Annotated in this window: 20 protein-coding genes and 1 tRNA gene; 16 read left to right on the top strand and 5 right to left on the bottom strand. The window is 64.2% G+C overall.

The window, feature by feature from the left end; genetic code table 11:
• Positions 1-42 precede the first annotated feature (42 nt).
• From lepB to VFV96_01530, 5 genes are read left to right on the top strand one after another with little or no spacing between them, the layout of a single operon-like run.
• Positions 43-558: a signal peptidase I gene (gene lepB / locus VFV96_01550; protein HEU5069078.1), complete on the top strand. Its 516-nt coding sequence runs from the start codon at positions 43-45 to the stop codon at positions 556-558.
• Positions 555-1,052: a hypothetical protein gene (locus VFV96_01545; GenBank protein ID HEU5069077.1), complete on the top strand. Its 498-nt coding sequence runs from the start codon at positions 555-557 to the stop codon at positions 1,050-1,052. Before lepB ends, VFV96_01545 begins: the two co-directional genes overlap by 4 nt.
• A complete protein-coding gene (locus VFV96_01540; protein HEU5069076.1) occupies positions 1,053-1,976 on the top strand; it encodes a DMT family transporter in 924 nt (307 codons plus the stop codon).
• Positions 1,977-2,029: 53 nt separating this feature from the next.
• Positions 2,030-2,398 (top strand): (2Fe-2S) ferredoxin domain-containing protein, encoded by a 369-nt coding sequence (locus VFV96_01535; GenBank protein HEU5069075.1) that lies wholly within the window; start codon positions 2,030-2,032, stop codon positions 2,396-2,398.
• A gap of 59 nt (positions 2,399-2,457) precedes the next feature.
• The gene (locus tag VFV96_01530; GenBank protein ID HEU5069074.1) at positions 2,458-2,784 is read left to right on the top strand and encodes a hypothetical protein; all 327 of its coding nucleotides are present in this window, start codon (positions 2,458-2,460) and stop codon (positions 2,782-2,784) included.
• 33 nt (positions 2,785-2,817) lie between these two features.
• Here the strand turns inward: VFV96_01530 and VFV96_01525 are convergent, their stop codons facing one another.
• A complete protein-coding gene (locus VFV96_01525) occupies positions 2,818-3,039 on the bottom strand; it encodes a hypothetical protein (GenBank protein HEU5069073.1) in 222 nt (73 codons plus the stop codon).
• A gap of 199 nt (positions 3,040-3,238) precedes the next feature.
• Entirely contained in the window at positions 3,239-3,616 is a 378-nt protein-coding gene (locus VFV96_01520; protein HEU5069072.1) for a cupin domain-containing protein, read from the bottom strand.
• A 110-nt stretch (positions 3,617-3,726) separates the two neighbouring features.
• Here VFV96_01520 and aroC point away from each other — a divergent pair, with 110 nt between their 5' ends.
• The 3 genes from aroC (at position 3,727) to VFV96_01505 (ending at position 5,694) form a co-directional block, all read left to right on the top strand.
• Complete coding sequence (aroC, locus tag VFV96_01515; GenBank protein HEU5069071.1) at positions 3,727-4,809, top strand: chorismate synthase; 1,083 nt, start codon at positions 3,727-3,729, stop codon at positions 4,807-4,809.
• Positions 4,810-4,814: 5 nt separating this feature from the next.
• Complete coding sequence (locus tag VFV96_01510; protein ID HEU5069070.1) at positions 4,815-5,228, top strand: peptide chain release factor-like protein; 414 nt, start codon at positions 4,815-4,817, stop codon at positions 5,226-5,228.
• Positions 5,229-5,493: 265 nt separating this feature from the next.
• The gene (locus VFV96_01505) at positions 5,494-5,694 is read left to right on the top strand and encodes a hypothetical protein (protein HEU5069069.1); all 201 of its coding nucleotides are present in this window, start codon (positions 5,494-5,496) and stop codon (positions 5,692-5,694) included.
• Positions 5,695-5,738: 44 nt separating this feature from the next.
• Here the strand turns inward: VFV96_01505 and VFV96_01500 are convergent, their stop codons facing one another.
• A complete protein-coding gene (locus VFV96_01500) occupies positions 5,739-6,380 on the bottom strand; it encodes a hypothetical protein (protein HEU5069068.1) in 642 nt (213 codons plus the stop codon).
• Between the two features lie 88 nt (positions 6,381-6,468).
• Positions 6,469-6,834 (bottom strand): hypothetical protein, encoded by a 366-nt coding sequence (locus VFV96_01495; GenBank protein ID HEU5069067.1) that lies wholly within the window; start codon positions 6,832-6,834, stop codon positions 6,469-6,471.
• Positions 6,835-7,002: 168 nt separating this feature from the next.
• Here VFV96_01495 and pgi point away from each other — a divergent pair, with 168 nt between their 5' ends.
• The 4 genes from pgi (at position 7,003) to VFV96_01475 (ending at position 10,938) form a co-directional block, all read left to right on the top strand.
• A complete protein-coding gene (gene pgi, locus VFV96_01490; GenBank protein ID HEU5069066.1) occupies positions 7,003-8,646 on the top strand; it encodes a glucose-6-phosphate isomerase in 1,644 nt (547 codons plus the stop codon).
• Positions 8,647-8,807: 161 nt separating this feature from the next.
• Positions 8,808-8,882 (top strand) — tRNA-Thr (locus tag VFV96_01485).
• 949 nt (positions 8,883-9,831) lie between these two features.
• Entirely contained in the window at positions 9,832-10,347 is a 516-nt protein-coding gene (locus VFV96_01480; protein HEU5069065.1) for a hypothetical protein, read from the top strand.
• A gap of 6 nt (positions 10,348-10,353) precedes the next feature.
• Positions 10,354-10,938, top strand: coding sequence for an alpha/beta fold hydrolase (locus VFV96_01475; GenBank protein HEU5069064.1), 585 nt, complete (start codon positions 10,354-10,356; stop codon positions 10,936-10,938).
• A 150-nt stretch (positions 10,939-11,088) separates the two neighbouring features.
• On the opposite strand, the gene VFV96_01470 is transcribed toward VFV96_01475, so the two are convergent.
• Entirely contained in the window at positions 11,089-11,298 is a 210-nt protein-coding gene (locus tag VFV96_01470) for a hypothetical protein (protein ID HEU5069063.1), read from the bottom strand.
• Between the two features lie 235 nt (positions 11,299-11,533).
• On the opposite strand from VFV96_01470, the gene VFV96_01465 reads away from it, so the two are divergent.
• The 4 genes from VFV96_01465 to VFV96_01450 are packed head-to-tail and all read left to right on the top strand — an operon-like array spanning position 11,534 to position 17,939.
• Complete coding sequence (locus VFV96_01465; GenBank protein HEU5069062.1) at positions 11,534-13,069, top strand: hypothetical protein; 1,536 nt, start codon at positions 11,534-11,536, stop codon at positions 13,067-13,069.
• A 31-nt stretch (positions 13,070-13,100) separates the two neighbouring features.
• On the top strand, positions 13,101-14,726 hold the full coding sequence (locus VFV96_01460) for an ABC transporter permease subunit (protein ID HEU5069061.1): 1,626 nt from the start codon (positions 13,101-13,103) through the stop codon (positions 14,724-14,726).
• Positions 14,723-16,387 (top strand): ABC transporter permease subunit, encoded by a 1,665-nt coding sequence (locus VFV96_01455; GenBank protein HEU5069060.1) that lies wholly within the window; start codon positions 14,723-14,725, stop codon positions 16,385-16,387. The genes VFV96_01460 and VFV96_01455 overlap by 4 nt, the downstream gene beginning before the upstream one ends.
• 22 nt (positions 16,388-16,409) lie before the next feature.
• Positions 16,410-17,939, top strand: coding sequence for a hypothetical protein (locus VFV96_01450; protein ID HEU5069059.1), 1,530 nt, complete (start codon positions 16,410-16,412; stop codon positions 17,937-17,939).
• The last annotated feature ends 15 nt before the right edge of the window (positions 17,940-17,954 follow it).

The following is a 17,954-nucleotide window of genomic DNA, read 5'->3' as shown; positions in this document are numbered from 1 at the left end:
GCAACTCTCAGCGGGTAACGGTATTTAACCACACAGCGCTCGGTGAGTTCCCCATCCCAGCAAACCATTGGCTGGTTGCGCCGCCTGACCATTGGCCGCAACCCGCGCGTCACGTTGGTTCGCGGCCTCGTGCTGGCGGCCGTGACGATTCTGGTCTTCAAGGGCTGCGTTCTGCCCATCCGCGTGCAGGGCGGCAGCATGGAGCCGACATATCACAATCACAGTGTCAACTTTCTGAACCGGCTCGCCTACTGGCGGCACGAGCCGCTACGCGGGGACGTGGTCGGCATCCGGTTCGCCGGGAAAAGCGTGATGCTGCTGAAACGCGTGGTTGGCCTGCCGGGCGAAACCATCGCGTTCCAGCGCGGCCGCATCGTGGTGAACGGCACACCGCTTGACGAACCGTATTTGAAGCTGGTTTCGGACTGGGAGCGGGCACCGGTCACGCTTGGCGCGGATGAATATTTCGTGGTGGGCGACAACCGCTCCATGCCGATGCAGGATCACACGTTTGGGATTGCCAAACGGGAGCGCATTCTCGGGAAAATCATGTTATGAAACTGACCTTGCGGCTGGTCCTATTGGCGGCGTTCATCGGCCTCGGCGTGTGGCTGTGGACCGTGCTCTTCCCGGGTCCGGAAACCATCATTCGCAAACATCTCACCAAGGTGGCCGCGCTGGTCTCCTTCACATCGCAGGAAGGCCAGCTGGCGCGCATCGCCAACGTGCAGCAACTGGGCGGTTACTTTGCGCCCGGGGTGGAAATCAGCGTGGACACGCCCGGGCACCCGCGCCAGACCTTCAGCGGCCGCGATGAATTGACCCAGGCGGCGCTCGGTGCCCGCACGACGTTGCCCGGGCTGCAGGTCAAATTCGTGGATCTGAACATTCAACTCGCGCCCGACCGGACGTCGGCCACGGTCGATTTGACCGGGGAGGCTCGCCTGGCCGGCGATCGTGATTTCTTCGTGCAGGAATTGAAGTTTTACTTCCGCAAGAGCGACGGCCAATGGCTCATTGTGCGGGTGGAGACGGTGCGCACGCTGACCTGAATGATCTTCGCCGTCCTCACCGCCGCGCTGTTTGCCACCTCGGTCATCTTCGGCCACCGCGCCGCGAAGCTGGCCGGCTCGCTGGAGGCCAACTTCTGGCGCGTCATTCTGGCCACCGTATTTCTCAGCCTGTTTGCCTTCACGTTTGGCGCCGGGTTGAGCGGCGGGGTGGTCGGCTGGTTCGCCCTGAGCGGGGCCATCGGGGTCGGGCTCGGCGACTTTGCCATTTACCATGCCCTGCCGATGCTGGGACCGCGCATCGCCTCGCTATGCGTTCAATGCCTGATGGCCGTGTTCGCCGCCTTGATTGAATGGCTGTGGCTCGGCACGACGTTCTCCCTGCTCCAGGGCGTGTTAAGCATCACCATCCTGGCCGGCGTGGTCACCGCGCTGGGCACGCTCGACGAAGTGCGGTCGCACGCGCGCACGCTCGGGCCGGGAATGGCCCTGGCCGCCTTTGGCGCCGCGGCAACCGCGGCCGGCGCGGTGATCAGCCGCAAGGCTTATGAAATCCTGCACGCCCACCAAACCAACCTGGATGGCCTGACAGCCGGTTTTCAACGCATGTTGGGCGGCCTGGGGGTTTCGCTGCTGTTCTACCTGGCGCTGCGGCTGCGCCAGTCCAGGAACCGCTCCACAACGGCGGGGCCACTGTTGGCGATGGCCACTCCCGAACGCCGCCGGGCCTGGGGCTGGATCATCGGCAACAGTCTGGCCGGGCAAACCCTCGGCGTCAGTTGCATGCAATGGGCGCTGGCGCGCATTCCCGCGGCGCAGGTGCTGGTGATCGTGGCCACCACGCCCATCCTCGTTATTCCCATGGCGCGGGTTTTTGAGGGCGAACGCGTCCGCCCGCGCGCCGCCGTCGGGTCCATCCTCGCCGTGGGCGGCGTCGTGGGGTTGATTCTCACGCGGCATCATTGATGATTTTCGAGTTGGCGTTCGCCCGGGACGCTGAAACCATGACGGGGCTGTTCATGGCCGCAAACGAACAATTGAACGGAGCTGTCGCCGCGCTCGGAATCGAAAAATATCGCCGGCACATTTTCCTCTGCACGGATGCCGCGGAGCCCAAATGCGCGCCGCGCGAGCAGACGTTGACCTCGTGGAATTTCCTCAAGGCGCGGCTGAAGGAGCTCCAGCTCGACGGCCCCGAACCGCTGGTCTTTCGGAGCAAGGCCAGTTGCCTGCGCGTCTGCACCCAGGGACCGATCGCGGTCGTTTATCCCGAGGGAATCTGGTATCACACCTGCACGCCGGCCGTGCTGGAGCGCATCATCCAGGAGCATCTCATCGGCGGGCGGCCGGTGGCGGAACACGCCTTCGCGCGGAACCCGAATTTTTAATCCCGGCCGGAAGCGCCCTGCTCCTTTCGCTTGGCCCTTCCGCCGGTTGAACGTATGGTGTGCCCGTGACCGTTGACCAGTTTCAAACCGAAATGGCCGCCGCGCTCAAGGCTTACGACAAGTTCATCGTCTGCCTCGAGAAGTCGTCGGGCGAATTCGAGGAGTCATTGCGCTCCCTGATGAAAAAGGCCATTCGCGCGTATGAAACCCGCGGCGAGGGCATGCGGCACGGCATCGCGCTGGATGGTCAAGTGACGGTGATTTTGAGCCAGAGTGATTCCCCGCGGCCGCTGTGCGGGATTTATTTCAACCTGCATTCCCCCTACCAGAAACAAGCCCTGCCCAAAACGGTCAAACCGCTGAAGGAACGCGGCGAGGAAGATTGACCAGCCGCTCCGGCTGGCGCGCCCGCAGCGACATCACCGGTCACGCACCTCATCCCCGGGTTTGGCTTCGCCGTCCGCAAGATCCGCGACAATGTTGTCATCCTTTTGCGGGCCGGTGATTTTGACGGCGCCCACTTTCAAGCCGTCGCGGTAAACAAACAGCTTCTGCCCCACGGCCGGCATGCGCGTCACGGGGAAATTCAACACGGCAAAGCGCCCCACGACGTTGAAGGCAATCACCTTGCCGGCCAGCATGTCCGAAGGCTTGACGATGGGAGCGTTACCGGCCGCGGATGGACCGGTCCCCGGCCCGTCAGCAAACTTTGGCGCTTTGCTGGCGCAACCAGAAACCGCCGCCAGTGCCGCCACCGCAAGGAGTTGAATCGTCAAACGCATGACGGGAGCAAAGCCCCTCGCCGCGCGCAGGTCAATCCACTTTTGGCCAAACCATGGCTCACCCTTGCCTGGCCGGCTCCGTGATGACCGTGTCGTCATGCTCGTAAGCCGGGGCGCAGCAGCAAAGCAGGCGCAAGGTTTCGCTCCCGGTGTTCCACAACTTGTGCCGCCGGCCAGGCGGGATGGCGATCGCATCACCCACCCGCACGTCGCGTTCCTCGCCTTCCATCCGCAGGCGCCCCGTGCCACTCGTGATAAAGTAAATTTCCTCGGCGCGGGGATGATAATGTTCCTGCGTGCTGCCACCTACGGGCAGCCGGGCTTCGGCCAGGCTCTGGTGACGGATGACGGAATTTCGATGGGCCAGCAACTCCCGGATTTCTGAACCGTCCCTGGTGATGAAGGCGGGAACGTCGTTCAAGTTCTTGATGTCCATGCCCACAGTGTCCGGCGAATCGGACGGCGCGCAAGGCTGGCGTCCCACCGCCCCGGAGCCGGGCAATGCCGTCGGTTGACCGGCCCGCAATTTTTCCGCACCCTTGCGGCATGGGAAACACCTTTGGCCAGCTTTTCCGCGTCACCACCTGGGGCGAATCGCACGGCGGCGGCGTGGGCGTGGTTGTGGACGGCTGCCCGCCCCGACTGCCGCTCACGGAGGCGGATATCCAGCCAGACCTCGACCGGCGCCGGCCGGGGCAATCCAAAATCGTCACCCCTCGCAAGGAAACCGACACCGTCACCATCCTGTCCGGCACATTCGAAGGGCAAACACTCGGCACGCCCATCAGCCTGCTGGTGAAAAACGAGGACCAGCGTTCCGAGGCTTACAACGAAATGGCGACCAAGTTCCGGCCGTCACACGCGGATTACACGTATCAGGCCAAGTTCGGCATCCGCGCCTGGCCGGGCGGCGGCCGCACCAGCGCCCGCGAAACCATCGGCCGCGTCGCCGCCGGCGCAATTGCAAAAAAAATTCTCCACCAGCACTTCGGCATCGAGATCCTCGCCTACGTGCAATCGGTGAAGGACATCGCTGCCGCCATCGATCGCGAACACGTCACGTTCGCCCAGGTCGAGTCGAACATCGTGCGCTGCCCGGACGCCGCCGTGGCGGAACGGATGATTGCGCTGATCGAAACGATGCGGAACGAGGGCAATACCGTGGGCGGCGTCGTTGAGTGCGTGGCCCGCAAGGTGCCCGCCGGCTGGGGGGAACCCGTGTTCGACCGCCTCGAAGCGGACCTCGCGAAAGCCATGCTGAGCCTGCCGGCCACCAAAGGCTTCGAGATTGGCTCGGGCTTTGGCAGCACGCTGCTCACCGGGCGCGAACACAACGACCCATTCCGCAACGTCGGCGGCCACGTGCGCACCATGAGCAATCGTTCGGGCGGCGTGCAGGGCGGCATTTCCAACGGCGAAACAATTTACTTCCGCACCGCGTTCAAGCCCGTGGCCACCGTAATGCATGAGCAGGACACGGTGGATGTGTCCGGCCAAAATACCACCCTCAAAGGCCGCGGCCGGCACGATCCGTGTGTGCTGCCGCGCGCCGTGGTCATGGTCGAGGCCATGACCGCGCTCGTGCTGGTGGATCACGCCTTGCGCCACCGCGCGCAATGCGGCACCTAGTCACTATGGGCGCATTCCCCGTCAGCCTCGAAAAGGAAGGCCAGCTTGCGCAACGCATGGCCGCGCTGGGCGTGCACGAAACGGACCTCGAGGAATCCTTCGTCCGCTCCGGCGGCCACGGTGGCCAGAACGTGAACAAGGTGGCCACGTGCGTCATGCTGCTCCACCGCCCGACCGGCATTCAGGTCAAATGTCAGGACACGCGCCAGCAGGGGCTCAACCGCTTCATCGCCCGCAAGCTGCTGCTCGATAAAATCGCCGGACGCCGCCAGGCTGCCGCCGCAGCCCGGCAGGCCGAACGCGAAAAACTGCGCCGCCAGAAACGTCGCCCCAGTCTCGCCGCGCGCGCCCGCAACGTGGAAACCAAACGCCAGCACGCCACGAAAAAGGCCTTTCGCCGCCGCATCTCGGATGAGTGATTTTCGCGGCCGGAACGCGGCGCCCGTTGGATCCGGACCGGCCGGGCCGGCACCGTTTCGAATTTTCCGGGAGTATGTAGATAACGCAAATTAGCACCTCAGGCCGCAGCCCCCGAAGGTTGTTATCCGAAATCTTCGAGCATTTGAACTATCCAAACGATCCACAATGCCAACGTGGCGGCTCGTTTGCGTTAAATACATACTCCCGAAAAGTTATTCGCTGGGTCCGTGAATGTCCCACCCCTTCAGCGAGACTGGTGGCGTTATGAACAACAACCGCATTGCCACCGAACAGCTCGAACTCGGATTGAACGGCGCCCGCCGGACGACCCTGCCCGGCCGGACGCCAAACCGCGCCGAGCGGGCCGCGTGGTGGTTCGCCCGGATGCGCGCCGCCGTGGATGGCGCCCTGGTGTGGACGCCCAAACCGCTGGCCCGGCCGCAGCAAATCTGGTTCGCCCAGTAGGCACCGGACGAAGACGTGCCGGCCCGGGCATGGAGGCGCTTTTTCTAGCGCCCGAAGCAGCCCACCACAAAATCGCGAATCAGATTGATTTCGACCGAGCCGGCGATGGTGTGTTCCTTGGCCAGCTCGTGCCATTGAATATTCAGCCCGGCACCCTGGAGCGTCTGAACCTGGCCACGCACATCGTCAATGGGCAGCAATGAATCGTGCGTGCCGTGGGTAACCAGCAACTTCTGTTCGCGGGCGACGGGCGACAATTCCTGCACGAGCTTTTCGGGTTCGCACACAAAGCCGCTGATGCCCACGACACCGGCGAGCCGTTGCGGATAGCGGCAGGCAACATCGATGGACATCAGGCAGCCCTGCGAAAAGCCGCCAAGGATGGTTTGTCCGCTGGGGAAGCCCGCATCGCGTTGCGCATCCAGCATTTTGAAGAGCAGCCCCCGGCTGCGCTCGACGCCCGGCACGAGATTGCCTTCAAAATCGAACCAGGAAAAGCCGCTGAAGTAATGGTCCGGCGCGTTGACGAGCAGGTAATTCATCCACGGCAGTTCAAAGACCCCCGGCATCCAGCGGTAACCGTCCACGCTGTCACCCAGCCCATGCAGCATGATCCACAAGGCCCGCGAAGACGGGTCGGCAGCCGGAATGAAGGTGGTGTCGAGGGTGGAGCGTGTTGACGACATGGGCCCAGTCAAAACCACGGCACGTCAAACTGCAATCACTTCATGCCGCGCCCGGCAGGCCGCGAAGAAATCCGTGCCGCGCACCGGTTCAAAGCCAGACCGCCCGCGCGCCCTCCGCCATGCTGTCGCAGGTGATCACGCGCGGGTGGTGCGGATAATGAAAAAGCGTGAGGATGTTCATCCCAATGTCCTTGTAGGGATCGGGAATCACCCGCACCACCAGCCCGACGCCGCACCGGTCCAGCATCTCCATGTTGCGCCCGATTTCGTCCGTGCACGCAGTGCTCATGGCGGCGAGGTGCGTGAGATCCACCAATAGTTGGAAGCCCGGCTTCAGGTGGGCCAGTTCGGCTTCGAGATCAGCGCGGCATTGGCGCAATTCCTCCCGCGTCACCGTCCCGATGTAACCAAGGAACAGCAGTTGCCTGGCCTGATTCGCGGTCACCAAAATCATGCCCGAACCTAGTCCATCCGGCCGGCAAATCGACCAGAATTGTGCGTCGAAATTTCGCCGTCTGCCCGCGCTCGACCGCACACAACATCCCTTGTCGCGGCCGGGCGCGCCATAACAAGGTGGACTGTCCGGGCAGGGTTCGGTATTCGTGAGCGACAAGTTTGGTATATGAAAAAGACCCAGCCCTCGTTGACCCAGCGCCCCGCCTGGAAAGCCCTGACGAAACATCAGGCGCAAATGCGTCGTGTGCACTTGCGTGAACTGTTCGCCCGCGACCCGCAACGGGGCGAACGTCTGACCGCCGAAGCCGCCGGCTTGTTTCTCGACTACTCCAAAAATCGCGTCACCAGCGAAACGATCAAATTGCTTCTGCGCCTCGCCAAAGAATCGGATTTAAGCGGCAAACTGCGCGCCATGTTCCGCGGCGATAAAATCAATGTCACCGAAAACCGCGCCGTCCTGCATGTCGCGTTGCGCGCGCCGAAAACGGCAAAAATTTTCGTGGACGGGCGGAACGTCGTGCCGGAGGTCCACGCCGTGCTCGACAAGATGGCCGCCTTCGCCCGGCGCGTTCGCAGCGGCGCGTGGAAGGGACACACGGGCAAGCGCATTCGCAATCTCGTGAACATCGGCATTGGCGGCTCGGACCTCGGCCCCGTCATGGCGTATGAAGCGCTCAAACATTACAGCGACCGCCGGCTCGTGTTCCGCTTCGTTTCCAACGTGGACGGCATCGATTTCGTCGAGGCCACGCGCGATCTGGATCCGGCCGAAACGCTGTTCATCGTTTCCTCCAAAACATTCACCACGCAGGAGACGATGACCAATGCCGGCAGTGCGCGTGACTGGTTGTTGAAGGGGCTGGGCGGCAATAAAAAAGCCGTGGCCAGGCACTTTGTCGCCGTTTCCACCAACGCGGAAAAAGTCTCCGCCTTCGGCATCGACACTGCCAACATGTTCGGCTTTTGGGACTGGGTGGGCGGACGTTACTCGATGGATTCGGCGATTGGTCTGTCCACGATGCTGGCCATCGGACCGGAGGATTTTCGCGCGCTGCTGAAGGGCTTTCACGCCATGGACGAGCATTTCCGCACGGCTCCGCTGGAACGCAATCTCCCCGTGCTGATGGCCCTGCTGAGCCTCTGGAACACGAATTTTCTGGGCGCCGAAACCATCGCAGTGCTGCCTTACGAAAACTATCTGAAACGTTTCCCCGCGTATCTCCAGCAGTTGACGATGGAGAGCAACGGCAAATCCATCACGCTGGCCGGGCGCCAGGTGAATTACCAAACCGGCCCGGTTTACTGGGGCGAGCCCGGCACAAACGGCCAGCACTCGTTCTACCAGTTGATTCATCAGGGCACGCGGCTCATTCCGTGCGACTTCATCGCCTTTGCGAAGGCGCTCACGCCGCTCGGGCGCCATCACGATCTCCTGCTGGCCAATGTCCTGGCGCAGGCCGAAGCGCTGGCGTTCGGGAAAACCACCGCCGAAGTCAAAGCCGAAGGCACGCCGGCCTGGCTGGTGCCGCATCGTGTGTTCGAAGGCAATCGCCCATCGAACTTGATTCTTGCCGACCGGCTCACGCCGGAAATCCTCGGCGCGCTGGTGGCGCTTTACGAACACATCGTGTTCACCCAAGGCGCCATCTGGAACGTCAATCCGTTCGACCAATGGGGCGTGGAACTGGGCAAGGCCCTGGCGCAACGCATCGTGCCCGAACTCGAAAGCAAAACCACGCCGCCGCTGCAACACGACAGCTCCACCAACAATCTCATCCGTCGCTATCGCAAGCTGAAAGCCGGCCGCTGAGAACGCGGACCGGCGCCAGGCCGGTTGACTCCAGCCGCGCACACGCCATGGCCGGAATGTTCAACTTGACGAGACAAGGTGAAGTCGGGTTACCTACGGGCGCCGTCCCGCTCGGGTCGGCATGGGGCGGGTTCATCCACACCGGCTCCGACAGTGCTGAAGCCAATGTAGCTCAGTGGTAGAGCAACGGTTTCGTAAACCGTAGGTCGTCGGTTCAATCCCGACCATTGGCTCCACTCTTTCCACCACTGCAACAAGAGGTTGGGGCGACCCTGCCCCGTGGCTGCCGTTTTGGCCAACCCGGGGGCGGTGCTGATCAGCGACATTTTGCACAGGCTGGACGCGTGAAACGGCGAATGAACCGCGGCGCGGTGAAGCCGCCGCCGTCGGCAATAACGGGCGCGGCCGAGGCATCGCAGACTTGGGAGCAGGCAATACCACCGCGAGTCACCGATCCTCGCTCGGCTCCCTGCGGCGCATCTCCGTTTCGCGCACGCTCCCATTGGCATCTGGCTTCAGCCTGGCATAAGTGGTTGAAACTGTTTTTCCGCCGTCGTCCATGAATCCACCCGGCTGAAGCCGGGTGCCAATGAAATTGCCGGGGGGAGCGACTGTGCAACACACTGAGATGCGCCCGTTCCCTGCCCCCGGCCAGACCGTGTTCGACCCAGCCGCGTCTCGCGCGGCTTCTTCCATCTGGCATCAACCCCATCGCATCTGAACGTCGTAATTCTCCCTTCAAAATCGCGGCCACCCGAATTTTGCCAGCGGTGCGAACAAAATGTGGCTCCGGGCACGCGGCCGTGGTTGGACTGAGAACTGCTTTTCAATTTTGCAGGCAAGGGTTCGCCCGCCGGCGGGCCGCGCCGCAAATACAGAGCAATGCATGCCAATCGATCTTCGTCTCCGGCTTCGCCGTCACCGTCTTCACGTCCGGAAATGGCCACACGCCGTCGTCAGCGGCTGCGCGTGCTGGCCGAGAGTCACTGGATCAGTTCGTTTCTGAGCCTGTGCGGGCGCAAAATACATCCGCGGGACCGCCACCGGTGGGAACGTCTGTGCCGCGATTACACCCGCGCGTTGCATCGATGGGAATCCCCCGCTCCGGTTTGAACTGAACGGCAACGACCGCCATTGCGCGACCCGCTTGCCCGGGAAGCGCAACGCGACTAGCTTCGCGGCACCATGGCTCAAGGTTGCCGCTTCGCGAAGTTTCCAATCATCGCCGCCATCCGCCGTCTCCTTCGTTTGCTTCCGCCGCGGCGCAGTTGGATGTTGCGCGGGCTGGCCACGCTGGGCGTCGCGCTGACCGCCACCGGCTGCGGCGGCTATGTCGCCCGGCGCATGGTGCAGGCCCCGAACACCTATCCGTCGTGGCTGGCTCCGCAAGCCCGCGTCTTTCTCGCTTTTGACGACAAATTGCTGACCCATTTCCCACCGCAGGAAATCGAAGTCGGTCCACCGCCCGCACGCCTGCAATACCGCATTGTCCCGCCGGCCGATTACCGGCTGACGGTCACCAGCAGCAACTGGACCGCTGCCCGGCATGAGCGGGCGCAATACAATTTCGACGCCGAGGTTCCCGGGGCGGCGAACACCTGGAGCCGGTCGCCGCGCGGCACGGTGGTGCTGCTGCATGGTTACGGCGAAGCACAGTTCGCGATGCTGCCGTGGGCCCTGCTGTTGGCGGAACATGGGTGACAAACCGTGCTGGTGGATTTGCGCGGCCACGGCGCCTCGAGCGGCGAACGAATTTTCTTCGGGGTGCGGGAAGCCAATGACTTGCGCGAATTGCTGGACGAACTCACCCGGCACGCGGCCGCGCCCGCACCCGTGGCGGTGCTCGGGGAATCCTACGGCGCCGCGCTCGCGCTGCGGTGGAAGGCCACGGACCCGCGGGTCGGACGCGTCGTCGCCATCGCGCCATACGCCATGCTGTCCAATGCAGTGCTGAACATTTGCGCGGAGTATGCACCGTGCCTGCCGCGCATTTTTCCCAGGGCCGGCCTGAAACAACTGCCGCGCATTCTCGGAGTCGGGCCGGCGGAATTGAATCCGATCGATGTGCTGGCGCGCGACCCCGTGGCGGCGTTGTTCATCGCCGGCGCCGAAGACGACATTGCGCCGCCGGCCGACGTGTGCGCCTTGTTCGCCCGGGCCGCGCCGCGCAGCACGCTGCTCACGATTGCCGGGGCAACCCACGAAACCGTGCCGTATCACTTCGATGAACTCGTGCAGCCTGTGTTGGATTGGCTGGCGGACCAGCGAACGTCAAAGCCCAACGACAGATGAACCGGCGCGAGCGGCCGGCCAGGAAAAGCACTCGGCCGATGTGGCTATCGGGCATCCGCTGGGTCGCTTTTGCTTCCCGCCTGAGTCACATCGGCCTGAGTCAACATAAGCCCGCGCCCTGGTTCGGCAAGTTCAGCCGCGCACAATGTGTCACTGCGGCAGACGGACACCGAAGCGGCTCACGTCCGGCAGGCTGAATGGATGCGTGAAAGCGCGCGTGCAATGGCACGGCTCAAGGTCGTCGGCGTCCGCTGCCTGCAAACCGGTTTGTAAATCACCCGTGTGCGTGCACGGCGCGGTTTCAAAGTGTTCCCCACCGCTCACCCGGATGACGAGCGCAACGGACAATTCTGGCATCATGATTTCACCGGGTTTCATGCCACAGGTTCGTCTGCGCGCGATCGGTTTTCAATGGTGCCCGGCCAACTACCAGCGCGGCTAAGGACGTCATTCAAGTGGCCTGATGCGCACCCGGAGACGGGCGGTGATTGGGCAACTCGCGCAATTTGGCGCCCCCCCGCCGCTCATTCAAGCTTGTCAGACGACGGCTCCGAATTAGGCTCCGGAGCAAACCGTCGTTACCCTGCCTGAAGCCATGAATGCCCTGCCCGTTTTGATCCGCGAGCTGCGGGCGGAATCACGGCACGATTTCACCTACTGGCTGCGCGTGCTGGGAGCGGGGGCAGTCCTGGGGGCGGCGATTTTCCTGACGCTGGGACACCGGCTGCGCGCCGAGGACGGCGGCCGGTTGTTCACCGCACTGCACGGCACGTTGCAATTGGCGATTTGGGTGCTGGTGCCGTTGCTGACGGCGGACTGTGTCAGCCGCGAACGCCGCGAAGGCACATTGGGACTGCTGTTTCTCACCCCGCTGCGGGCGCATGACATCGTGATGGCCAAAGGCCTGACGCACGCGTTGCGGGCGGCATCGCTGCTGGCGGCGGCCGTGCCGATCGTCACTCTGCCGCTGCTGATGGGTGGTGTGAGCTGGCAGCAGGCGGCGAGTTCGTTGCTGTTGAACGCCGGGGCCATTGTGCTGGCGCTCACGGCCGGCATGCTGGCATCGGCCTTGAGCCGGTCGTGGGTGCGGGCCCTGATTCTGGCGTATCTGTTCGCCGGCGGCCTGGCCTTCCTGTTCTGCGTGGGACTCGGCGGCGCACTCACCGTGTTCCTCCCGGGCAATCCTTTTTGGAATTCGGAAAGCTGGGCGGAGGTGGGCGCACAGGTTGCCGCGGGGCTGAACCCTGCACTGTTCATGAGCGGGTTTTACTATCGCAGCGGTTTTGGGCCGGTGATCGGCGCGACTTCGGTGGCGACGTTTCGGTCCATTTTGTTCACCAGCGGAAGCGCGTTGCTGATGGCCTTGTTGGTGCTGGGCCTCGCGCTCCTGACGGCGGCGCGACTGATGGCGGGCCGCTGGCAGGAAACGCCGCCGCCGCCGTGGCTGGTCCGGTGGCGCCAGCGCCTGTGCACGCCGGTGGTCATGCTCGGCCTGCTGCGACGCTGGATGAAACACAAGCTGGAGCACAATCCCGTGGGCTGGCTGGAGCAACGCACGTGGAGTGGACGGCTGGTGGTGTGGGGCTGGCTGGCCGCCATGATCTCGACCTACAGCCTGCTCCTCACAGACTCGAATTTTTACACCCGCTCCTTTGCCACCTGTCATGACATCCTCGGCTGGACGTTGGTAGTCAGCATGGCCATCAACGCCTCGTTGAGCTTCCGGCGCGAACGCGAGTCGCGGGTGTTGGAACTGCTCCTGGTGAGTCCGCTGCGCGAAGGGGAAATCATCCTCGGCCGGCTGCGCGGCTTGTGGGGCCAGTTCCTGCCGGCAATGGTGTTCCTGCTGCTGGGCTGGACCTACCTGTCCACCGCGTTGCACCGGATGGACGATGATTTTCCGACGATGCTGCGGCTGGCGGTCCGCTTCATCACGGTGCCGGTTGTGGGCCTCTACTTTTCGCTGGTGTGCCGCAATTTTCTCACGGCGCTGCTGCTGACGCTGCTGGTGGGCCTCGCGGTGCCGCTGGCGCTGCGGTCCCTCCTGGTGCAGCTCGTGATTGTCTGCTTTCTCTGGGTGCGGCTGCGGATCCGGCTGGAGCGCCGGCAATTTGCGACGGAAAGCGCTTGAGCCACCGCCCGGTTCGCGCACAAATTTGCGCATGACCTTGCTCCCCATCGTAGGACGCGAACTGCGCGTGGCGGCTTTTCGCCGGAGCACCTGGTGGTTGCGCGCGATCGTCGCGGGCTTCGCCGTCATGGCGTGCCTGCAATGGTTCAACGCCCGGCTGGTCGCGGTGAGTCCTGCGCAGGTGGGCCGCGGCTCGTTCAACATGCTTTCCATGCTGGGCCTCGTCCTGGCCTTCAGCGCCTCCCTCCTCACCGCGGACTGCATCAGCCGCGAACGCCGGGAGGGAACGCTGGGGCTGCTGTTCCTGACGTCGTTGAAGGGGCTGGATGTCGTGCTCGGCAAATACGTCGTGACCGGGCTGGTGGCCTTCTACGCCCTGCTGGGTCTGGCGCCGCTGCTGATGCTTCCGCTGGTGGCCGGCGGCGTGACCGGCGGCGAAGTGGCGCGCATGGCGCTGGTTCTGTTGACCACGCTGTTGCTGGCGCTGGCCGTGGGACTTTTGATTTCCGTGCATTCGCACAGTCAATTTCACGCCATGATCGGCGCGCTGGGCGTGCTGACCGGCCTGACCCTGGGACCGCTGGTGTTGGGCGCAGCGACCTTCCTGTGGCTTCGCGTGCCGTTGTTTTTCTTCAGCCCGATCGGCGCGTTCCTTTCCGCCCGGGCCGCAAACTACACGGCCGATCCGCTGACGTATTGGAGCGCGCTGGGTAGCACGTTCCTCGAAACAATCCTGTTCCTGCTCGCCGCCCACCACGCGCTGGCACGCAACTGGCGGAAGATTCATCTGACGCGGGCCTTGAAGGCCAGGGCGCCGGCGATGCGCCGGCTGGTGGGCGCCACCCGCGTGGTGCTGCTCAACCGCGCGAACCGGCGCCGCGCCTTCGCACCGGTGGCGCGGGCAATGTTGCGACTGCCCGGCCAGCGCAAACTGGCGTGGCTGGCGGCGGGCATTTCCTTTCTTGGTTCGCTGGCCAGCGTGTTTGCCATCCTCCGGTATGGTTCCGCGCTGGCGGGCGCCGGCTTTGCGCTCGCGTTTGCGCTGACCAGCCAGGGGTTGTTTGCCTTCGTGGCGAGCCGGTTCCTGTTTGAAGCCCGGCAGAGCGGCGAATTGGAATTGTTGCTGGTAACGCCGGTCGGCGCGCGCGGCATTCTCCGCGAACAACGGCTCGCACTGGTCCGGTTGCTCCGTGGGCCGCTTTACCTCGTGCTCGGCGGCGCCATTCTGGTCATCGTGGGGTTCATCCAGGCGTCCCCGCACCACGAAATCATGCAACTGCTGTCGGGTGGCTGCGCCACGGCGGACACGGTGCTGGGCATTCTGGCGGTGGGCATGGCAAGTTTGTGGCTGGCGACGCGTTTGCACAGCTCCTTTGCCATCGTTGGCGGCGCGGTGGCCCTGGTCACCGTGGCGCCCTTTGCTGTCCTCTGTTTGCTGCCCACATTGCTCTCAGGCAGCGCATTGGGACTTCAGATTTGGACGTTCCTCGCGCCGCCGCTGCTGGTGGTGAAAGATGTCCTGTTCATCGGTTGGGCCAGTGAACGGCTGCATCGGGAATTTCGCACGCGCGACCGGCGCTGGCGGGAACGCCTGCTCAACTGGATCCGCGCCTCCCCAAACCATCCCCCACCCGCCCTGCAACACAACTGCCCATGACGTTTCTGCCCATTGTTGACCGCGAATTGCGCGTGGCCGCCCGCCGCCGCAGCACGTATTGGCTGCGGTCCGGCATTGCGCTGGCCGTCATCATCATCGGCACCTGGATTTACGTGATGTGGCGGCGCGAGCCGCCGGCTGCCCTGAGCATGGTGATGTTCGTGGCGCTCACCATCATTGCCCAACTGTTCTGCCTTGGCGCCGGCGCGCGGGCCACGGCGGATTGTCTGGCCGAGGAGAAGCGCGACGGCACGCTGGGCCTGCTGTTCCTGACGGACCTGCGCGGCTTCGATGTGGTGGCGGGCAAGCTGGTGGCCAGCTCGCTGAACACGTTTTACGGGCTGGTGGCCATCCTGCCGATGCTGGCCATCCCGCTGCTCATGGGCGGCGTGACCGCGGTGGAATTCTGGCGCGTCACCGCGGTGCTGCTGAACACGCTGTTCTTTTCGCTCGCCGCCGGCATGCTCGCCTCCGCATTGACGAAATCCGCGCGCAACGCCGCCGGGTTGTGCATGTTCATCGTGCTCGGCTTCGCCGGGCTGCTGCCACTGATGGGCGCCATCCTCGCCGGCTATTACAACTGGCAGCAGCCGCCGCAGATGCTGCTGATTCCCAGCCCAGGCTACGCGTTCTTTCTCGCGTTTGCCGCCACTTACCGCGGACATGCCGGCGAATTCCTGAACTCGCTTGCCTTCACCCACGGGCTCGCCTGGCTGTTTCTGGTGTTGTCGTGCGCGATTGTGCCGCGTTCGTGGCAGGACAAGGCGGCCACGGTCGCCCGCCTGCGCTGGCGCGACCGCTGGCTGCGCTGGACGCTCGGTGACAGCAAGGAACGCAAGGCCTTCCGTCAACGGCTGCTGGATGTGAACGCGTTCTTCTGGCTGGCAGCGCGCTCGCGCTTGAAACCCGCGCTGGTCTGGGCGGTCATTGGCGTGCTGGGCTGCGGCTGGATTTGGGGCTGGCTGAAGTTTAAGGACGACTGGACGAACCCGGCAACTTACATCGCCACCGCGATTCTGCTGAACACGATTCTCAAGGGCTGGTTTGCCGGCGAAGTGTGCGCGCAACTGGCCGAGGACCGGCGGATCGGCGCCCTCGAACTGCTGTTGTCCACGCCGCTGGACGTGGCGGACATTTTGCGCGGGCAGTTCCTCGCCCTCTGCCGCCAATTCCTCTGGCCGGTGGTGACGGTGATTTCCCTGGAGGTGGTTTTCCTCATGGTGGGGCTGACCAGCCGCGACGTGCGCGGCGACGAAGGCAGCTGGTTGCTCACCTGGTTGTGCGGCCTGATCATGCTCGTGGCCGACCTGGCGGCGCTGTTCTACGTGGGGCTGTGGCAAAGTCTCACCGCGCGCAACGCCAATCGCGCCAACACCGCCGCGGTCGTGCGCATTCTCGCGCTGCCGTGGATTCTTTACGCCGGCTTCCTGATGTTCATCGCCATCGCCAGTTTCTCGGGACCGGGCCCGAATGTGGCCGAGGGATTTTTCATCATCGCGTGGCTGGTCATCGGCCTGGCGGTGGATGCGCTGTTTGGGATGCACGCCAAGTCCCGGCTCGAAATGGAATTCCGGGCGCGGGCCACCGCGCGCTACACGCCGCCGCCCTCGTTGTGGCAGCGCCTGTTTGGTTCCGGCACGAACACGCCAACGGATTCCTGAACCGCAATTCGAACCGCCCGCCATGACGTTTCTGCCCATCGTTGAACGGGAGCTCCGCGAAGGCGCGCGGCGCAACGCCAACCGCTACATCCGGCTCGTGGTCGCGGCGGTGGCGATGTTGATCAGTGGCGTGGTGCTGCCGTTCATGATGTTCCTCTCCCGCGGCGCCAGCCAGGGCTCCGCATTCTTCAGCATCATGACGGGCTACGCCTTCACCCTGTGCCTGCTGGCCGGCGTGTTTGTCACCGCGGATTGCATCAGCGAGGAAAAACGCGAAGGCACGCTCGGCCTGCTGTTCCTGACCGATTTGCAGGGCTACGATGTGGTGCTGGGCAAGCTGGCCTCGCAATTCATCCACCTGGGTTACGGCCTGCTGGCCATCATTCCAGCGGCCGCCCTGCCCCTGCTGCTCGGTGGCGTGACCGGCGGCGAACTGTGGCGCATCAGTCTCGCGCTGCTGAACCTGCTGTTCTTTTCGCTCGCCACCGGCCTGCTGGCCTCCACGTTGAGCCACCAGGCGGGCCGCGCCATGCTGCTGGCCGGAACGATCCTGGGATTTCTCTGCGTGGTGCTGCCCATGGCACAGAGGGTGGTCAACCAGATCGGCGGGACGGCCGTCACCGCATGGCTGCATGGGTTCAGTCCGGCGGACGCCTACTGGGGCGCGATGTCCGCCCGTTACGCGCGGCAACCGCACGCGTTCTGGCAGGCGCTCGGCGTGTCGCACGGCATTGCGTGGTTGATGATTGGCCTGGCGAGCTGGCGCCTGCCGCGTGCGTGGCAGGATCGTCCGCAGGCCACGCACCGGAGCAATCTCCTGGAGCGACTCGGCCTGCGCGCCGCGGGAACGCGCGTGCAACGCCGCCGCGAACTGCTGGGTCGCGAGCCGCTGCGCTGGGTGATCGGCGAATCGCTCTTCGCCCGCGGCGCGGCGTGGGTCATTGCCGGGTTGTGGGCATTGGGCATGGTGGCGATAGGCTATCTGCAATCGTGGGAAACACTGATGATCGTGGCGATCTACGGCCGGATGCTGTTCTTCCCCGTGAAGCTCCTTTTCGCGGTGCAGGCGACGCGGTTCTTTGCCGAAAGCCGGCGGACGGGCGCCTTTGAACTGTTGCTGGCCGCGCCCGTCAGCTCGGCCGACCTCGTCCGGGCGCAATGGGCGATGCTGAAACGGGTTTTCCTGCCGCCGTGCCTGCTCGCGGCGGGCAGTTCGCTGCTGGCCGCGCTTTACATTTTGCTGCGGCATGCCGATCCGCTGAATGGCGTGCTCCCCGGATTGGGAGTGATGGGGGTGGTGGGCTTGTTTTACATGCTCGAGGGCGTGCTCGACTTCTTTGCGATGGGCTGGCTCGGAATGTGGCTGGCCCTGACCATGCGCAAGCCGCACCTCGCCGCGGGCGCCACCATCCTGTTCGTGCTGGTCCTGCCATCCGTCGTCTGCGGCGTGGGCTTTCTGGTGGACATCGTCTTAATTGCCGTTTTCGGCTCGAAACTGCGCGCGGATTTCCGGCAACTGGCGCTGGCGCGGTCCGCGGTGCCCGCCCCGTAAAGGCCGTCTTTCGGC

This window comes from Verrucomicrobiia bacterium, assembly GCA_035765895.1.
Taxonomy (GTDB): domain Bacteria; phylum Verrucomicrobiota; class Verrucomicrobiia; order Limisphaerales; family DSYF01; genus DSYF01.
This window is presented reverse-complemented; position numbering and strand designations above follow the sequence as displayed.

What these genes read in the sequence shown, in the direction of transcription:
- VFV96_01465 (HEU5069062.1), top strand. Translation starts at nt 11,534, where the DNA reads ATGAATGCCCTGCCCGTTTTGATCCGCGAGCTGCGGGCGGAATCACGG.
- pgi (HEU5069066.1), top strand. Translation starts at nt 7,003, where the DNA reads ATGAAAAAGACCCAGCCCTCGTTGACCCAGCGCCCCGCCTGGAAAGCC.
- VFV96_01510 (HEU5069070.1), top strand. Translation starts at nt 4,815, where the DNA reads ATGGGCGCATTCCCCGTCAGCCTCGAAAAGGAAGGCCAGCTTGCGCAA.
- VFV96_01540 (HEU5069076.1), top strand. Translation starts at nt 1,053, where the DNA reads ATGATCTTCGCCGTCCTCACCGCCGCGCTGTTTGCCACCTCGGTCATC.
- aroC (HEU5069071.1), top strand. Translation starts at nt 3,727, where the DNA reads ATGGGAAACACCTTTGGCCAGCTTTTCCGCGTCACCACCTGGGGCGAA.
- VFV96_01545 (HEU5069077.1), top strand. Translation starts at nt 555, where the DNA reads ATGAAACTGACCTTGCGGCTGGTCCTATTGGCGGCGTTCATCGGCCTC.
- VFV96_01470 (HEU5069063.1), bottom strand. Translation starts at nt 11,298, where the DNA reads ATGATGCCAGAATTGTCCGTTGCGCTCGTCATCCGGGTGAGCGGTGGG.
- VFV96_01495 (HEU5069067.1), bottom strand. Translation starts at nt 6,834, where the DNA reads ATGATTTTGGTGACCGCGAATCAGGCCAGGCAACTGCTGTTCCTTGGT.
- VFV96_01480 (HEU5069065.1), top strand. Translation starts at nt 9,832, where the DNA reads ATGGCTCAAGGTTGCCGCTTCGCGAAGTTTCCAATCATCGCCGCCATC.
- VFV96_01525 (HEU5069073.1), bottom strand. Translation starts at nt 3,039, where the DNA reads ATGCTGGCCGGCAAGGTGATTGCCTTCAACGTCGTGGGGCGCTTTGCC.
- VFV96_01450 (HEU5069059.1), top strand. Translation starts at nt 16,410, where the DNA reads ATGACGTTTCTGCCCATCGTTGAACGGGAGCTCCGCGAAGGCGCGCGG.
- VFV96_01455 (HEU5069060.1), top strand. Translation starts at nt 14,723, where the DNA reads ATGACGTTTCTGCCCATTGTTGACCGCGAATTGCGCGTGGCCGCCCGC.
- VFV96_01520 (HEU5069072.1), bottom strand. Translation starts at nt 3,616, where the DNA reads ATGGACATCAAGAACTTGAACGACGTTCCCGCCTTCATCACCAGGGAC.
- VFV96_01460 (HEU5069061.1), top strand. Translation starts at nt 13,101, where the DNA reads ATGACCTTGCTCCCCATCGTAGGACGCGAACTGCGCGTGGCGGCTTTT.
- VFV96_01535 (HEU5069075.1), top strand. Translation starts at nt 2,030, where the DNA reads ATGGCCGCAAACGAACAATTGAACGGAGCTGTCGCCGCGCTCGGAATC.
- VFV96_01500 (HEU5069068.1), bottom strand. Translation starts at nt 6,380, where the DNA reads ATGTCGTCAACACGCTCCACCCTCGACACCACCTTCATTCCGGCTGCC.
- VFV96_01505 (HEU5069069.1), top strand. Translation starts at nt 5,494, where the DNA reads ATGAACAACAACCGCATTGCCACCGAACAGCTCGAACTCGGATTGAAC.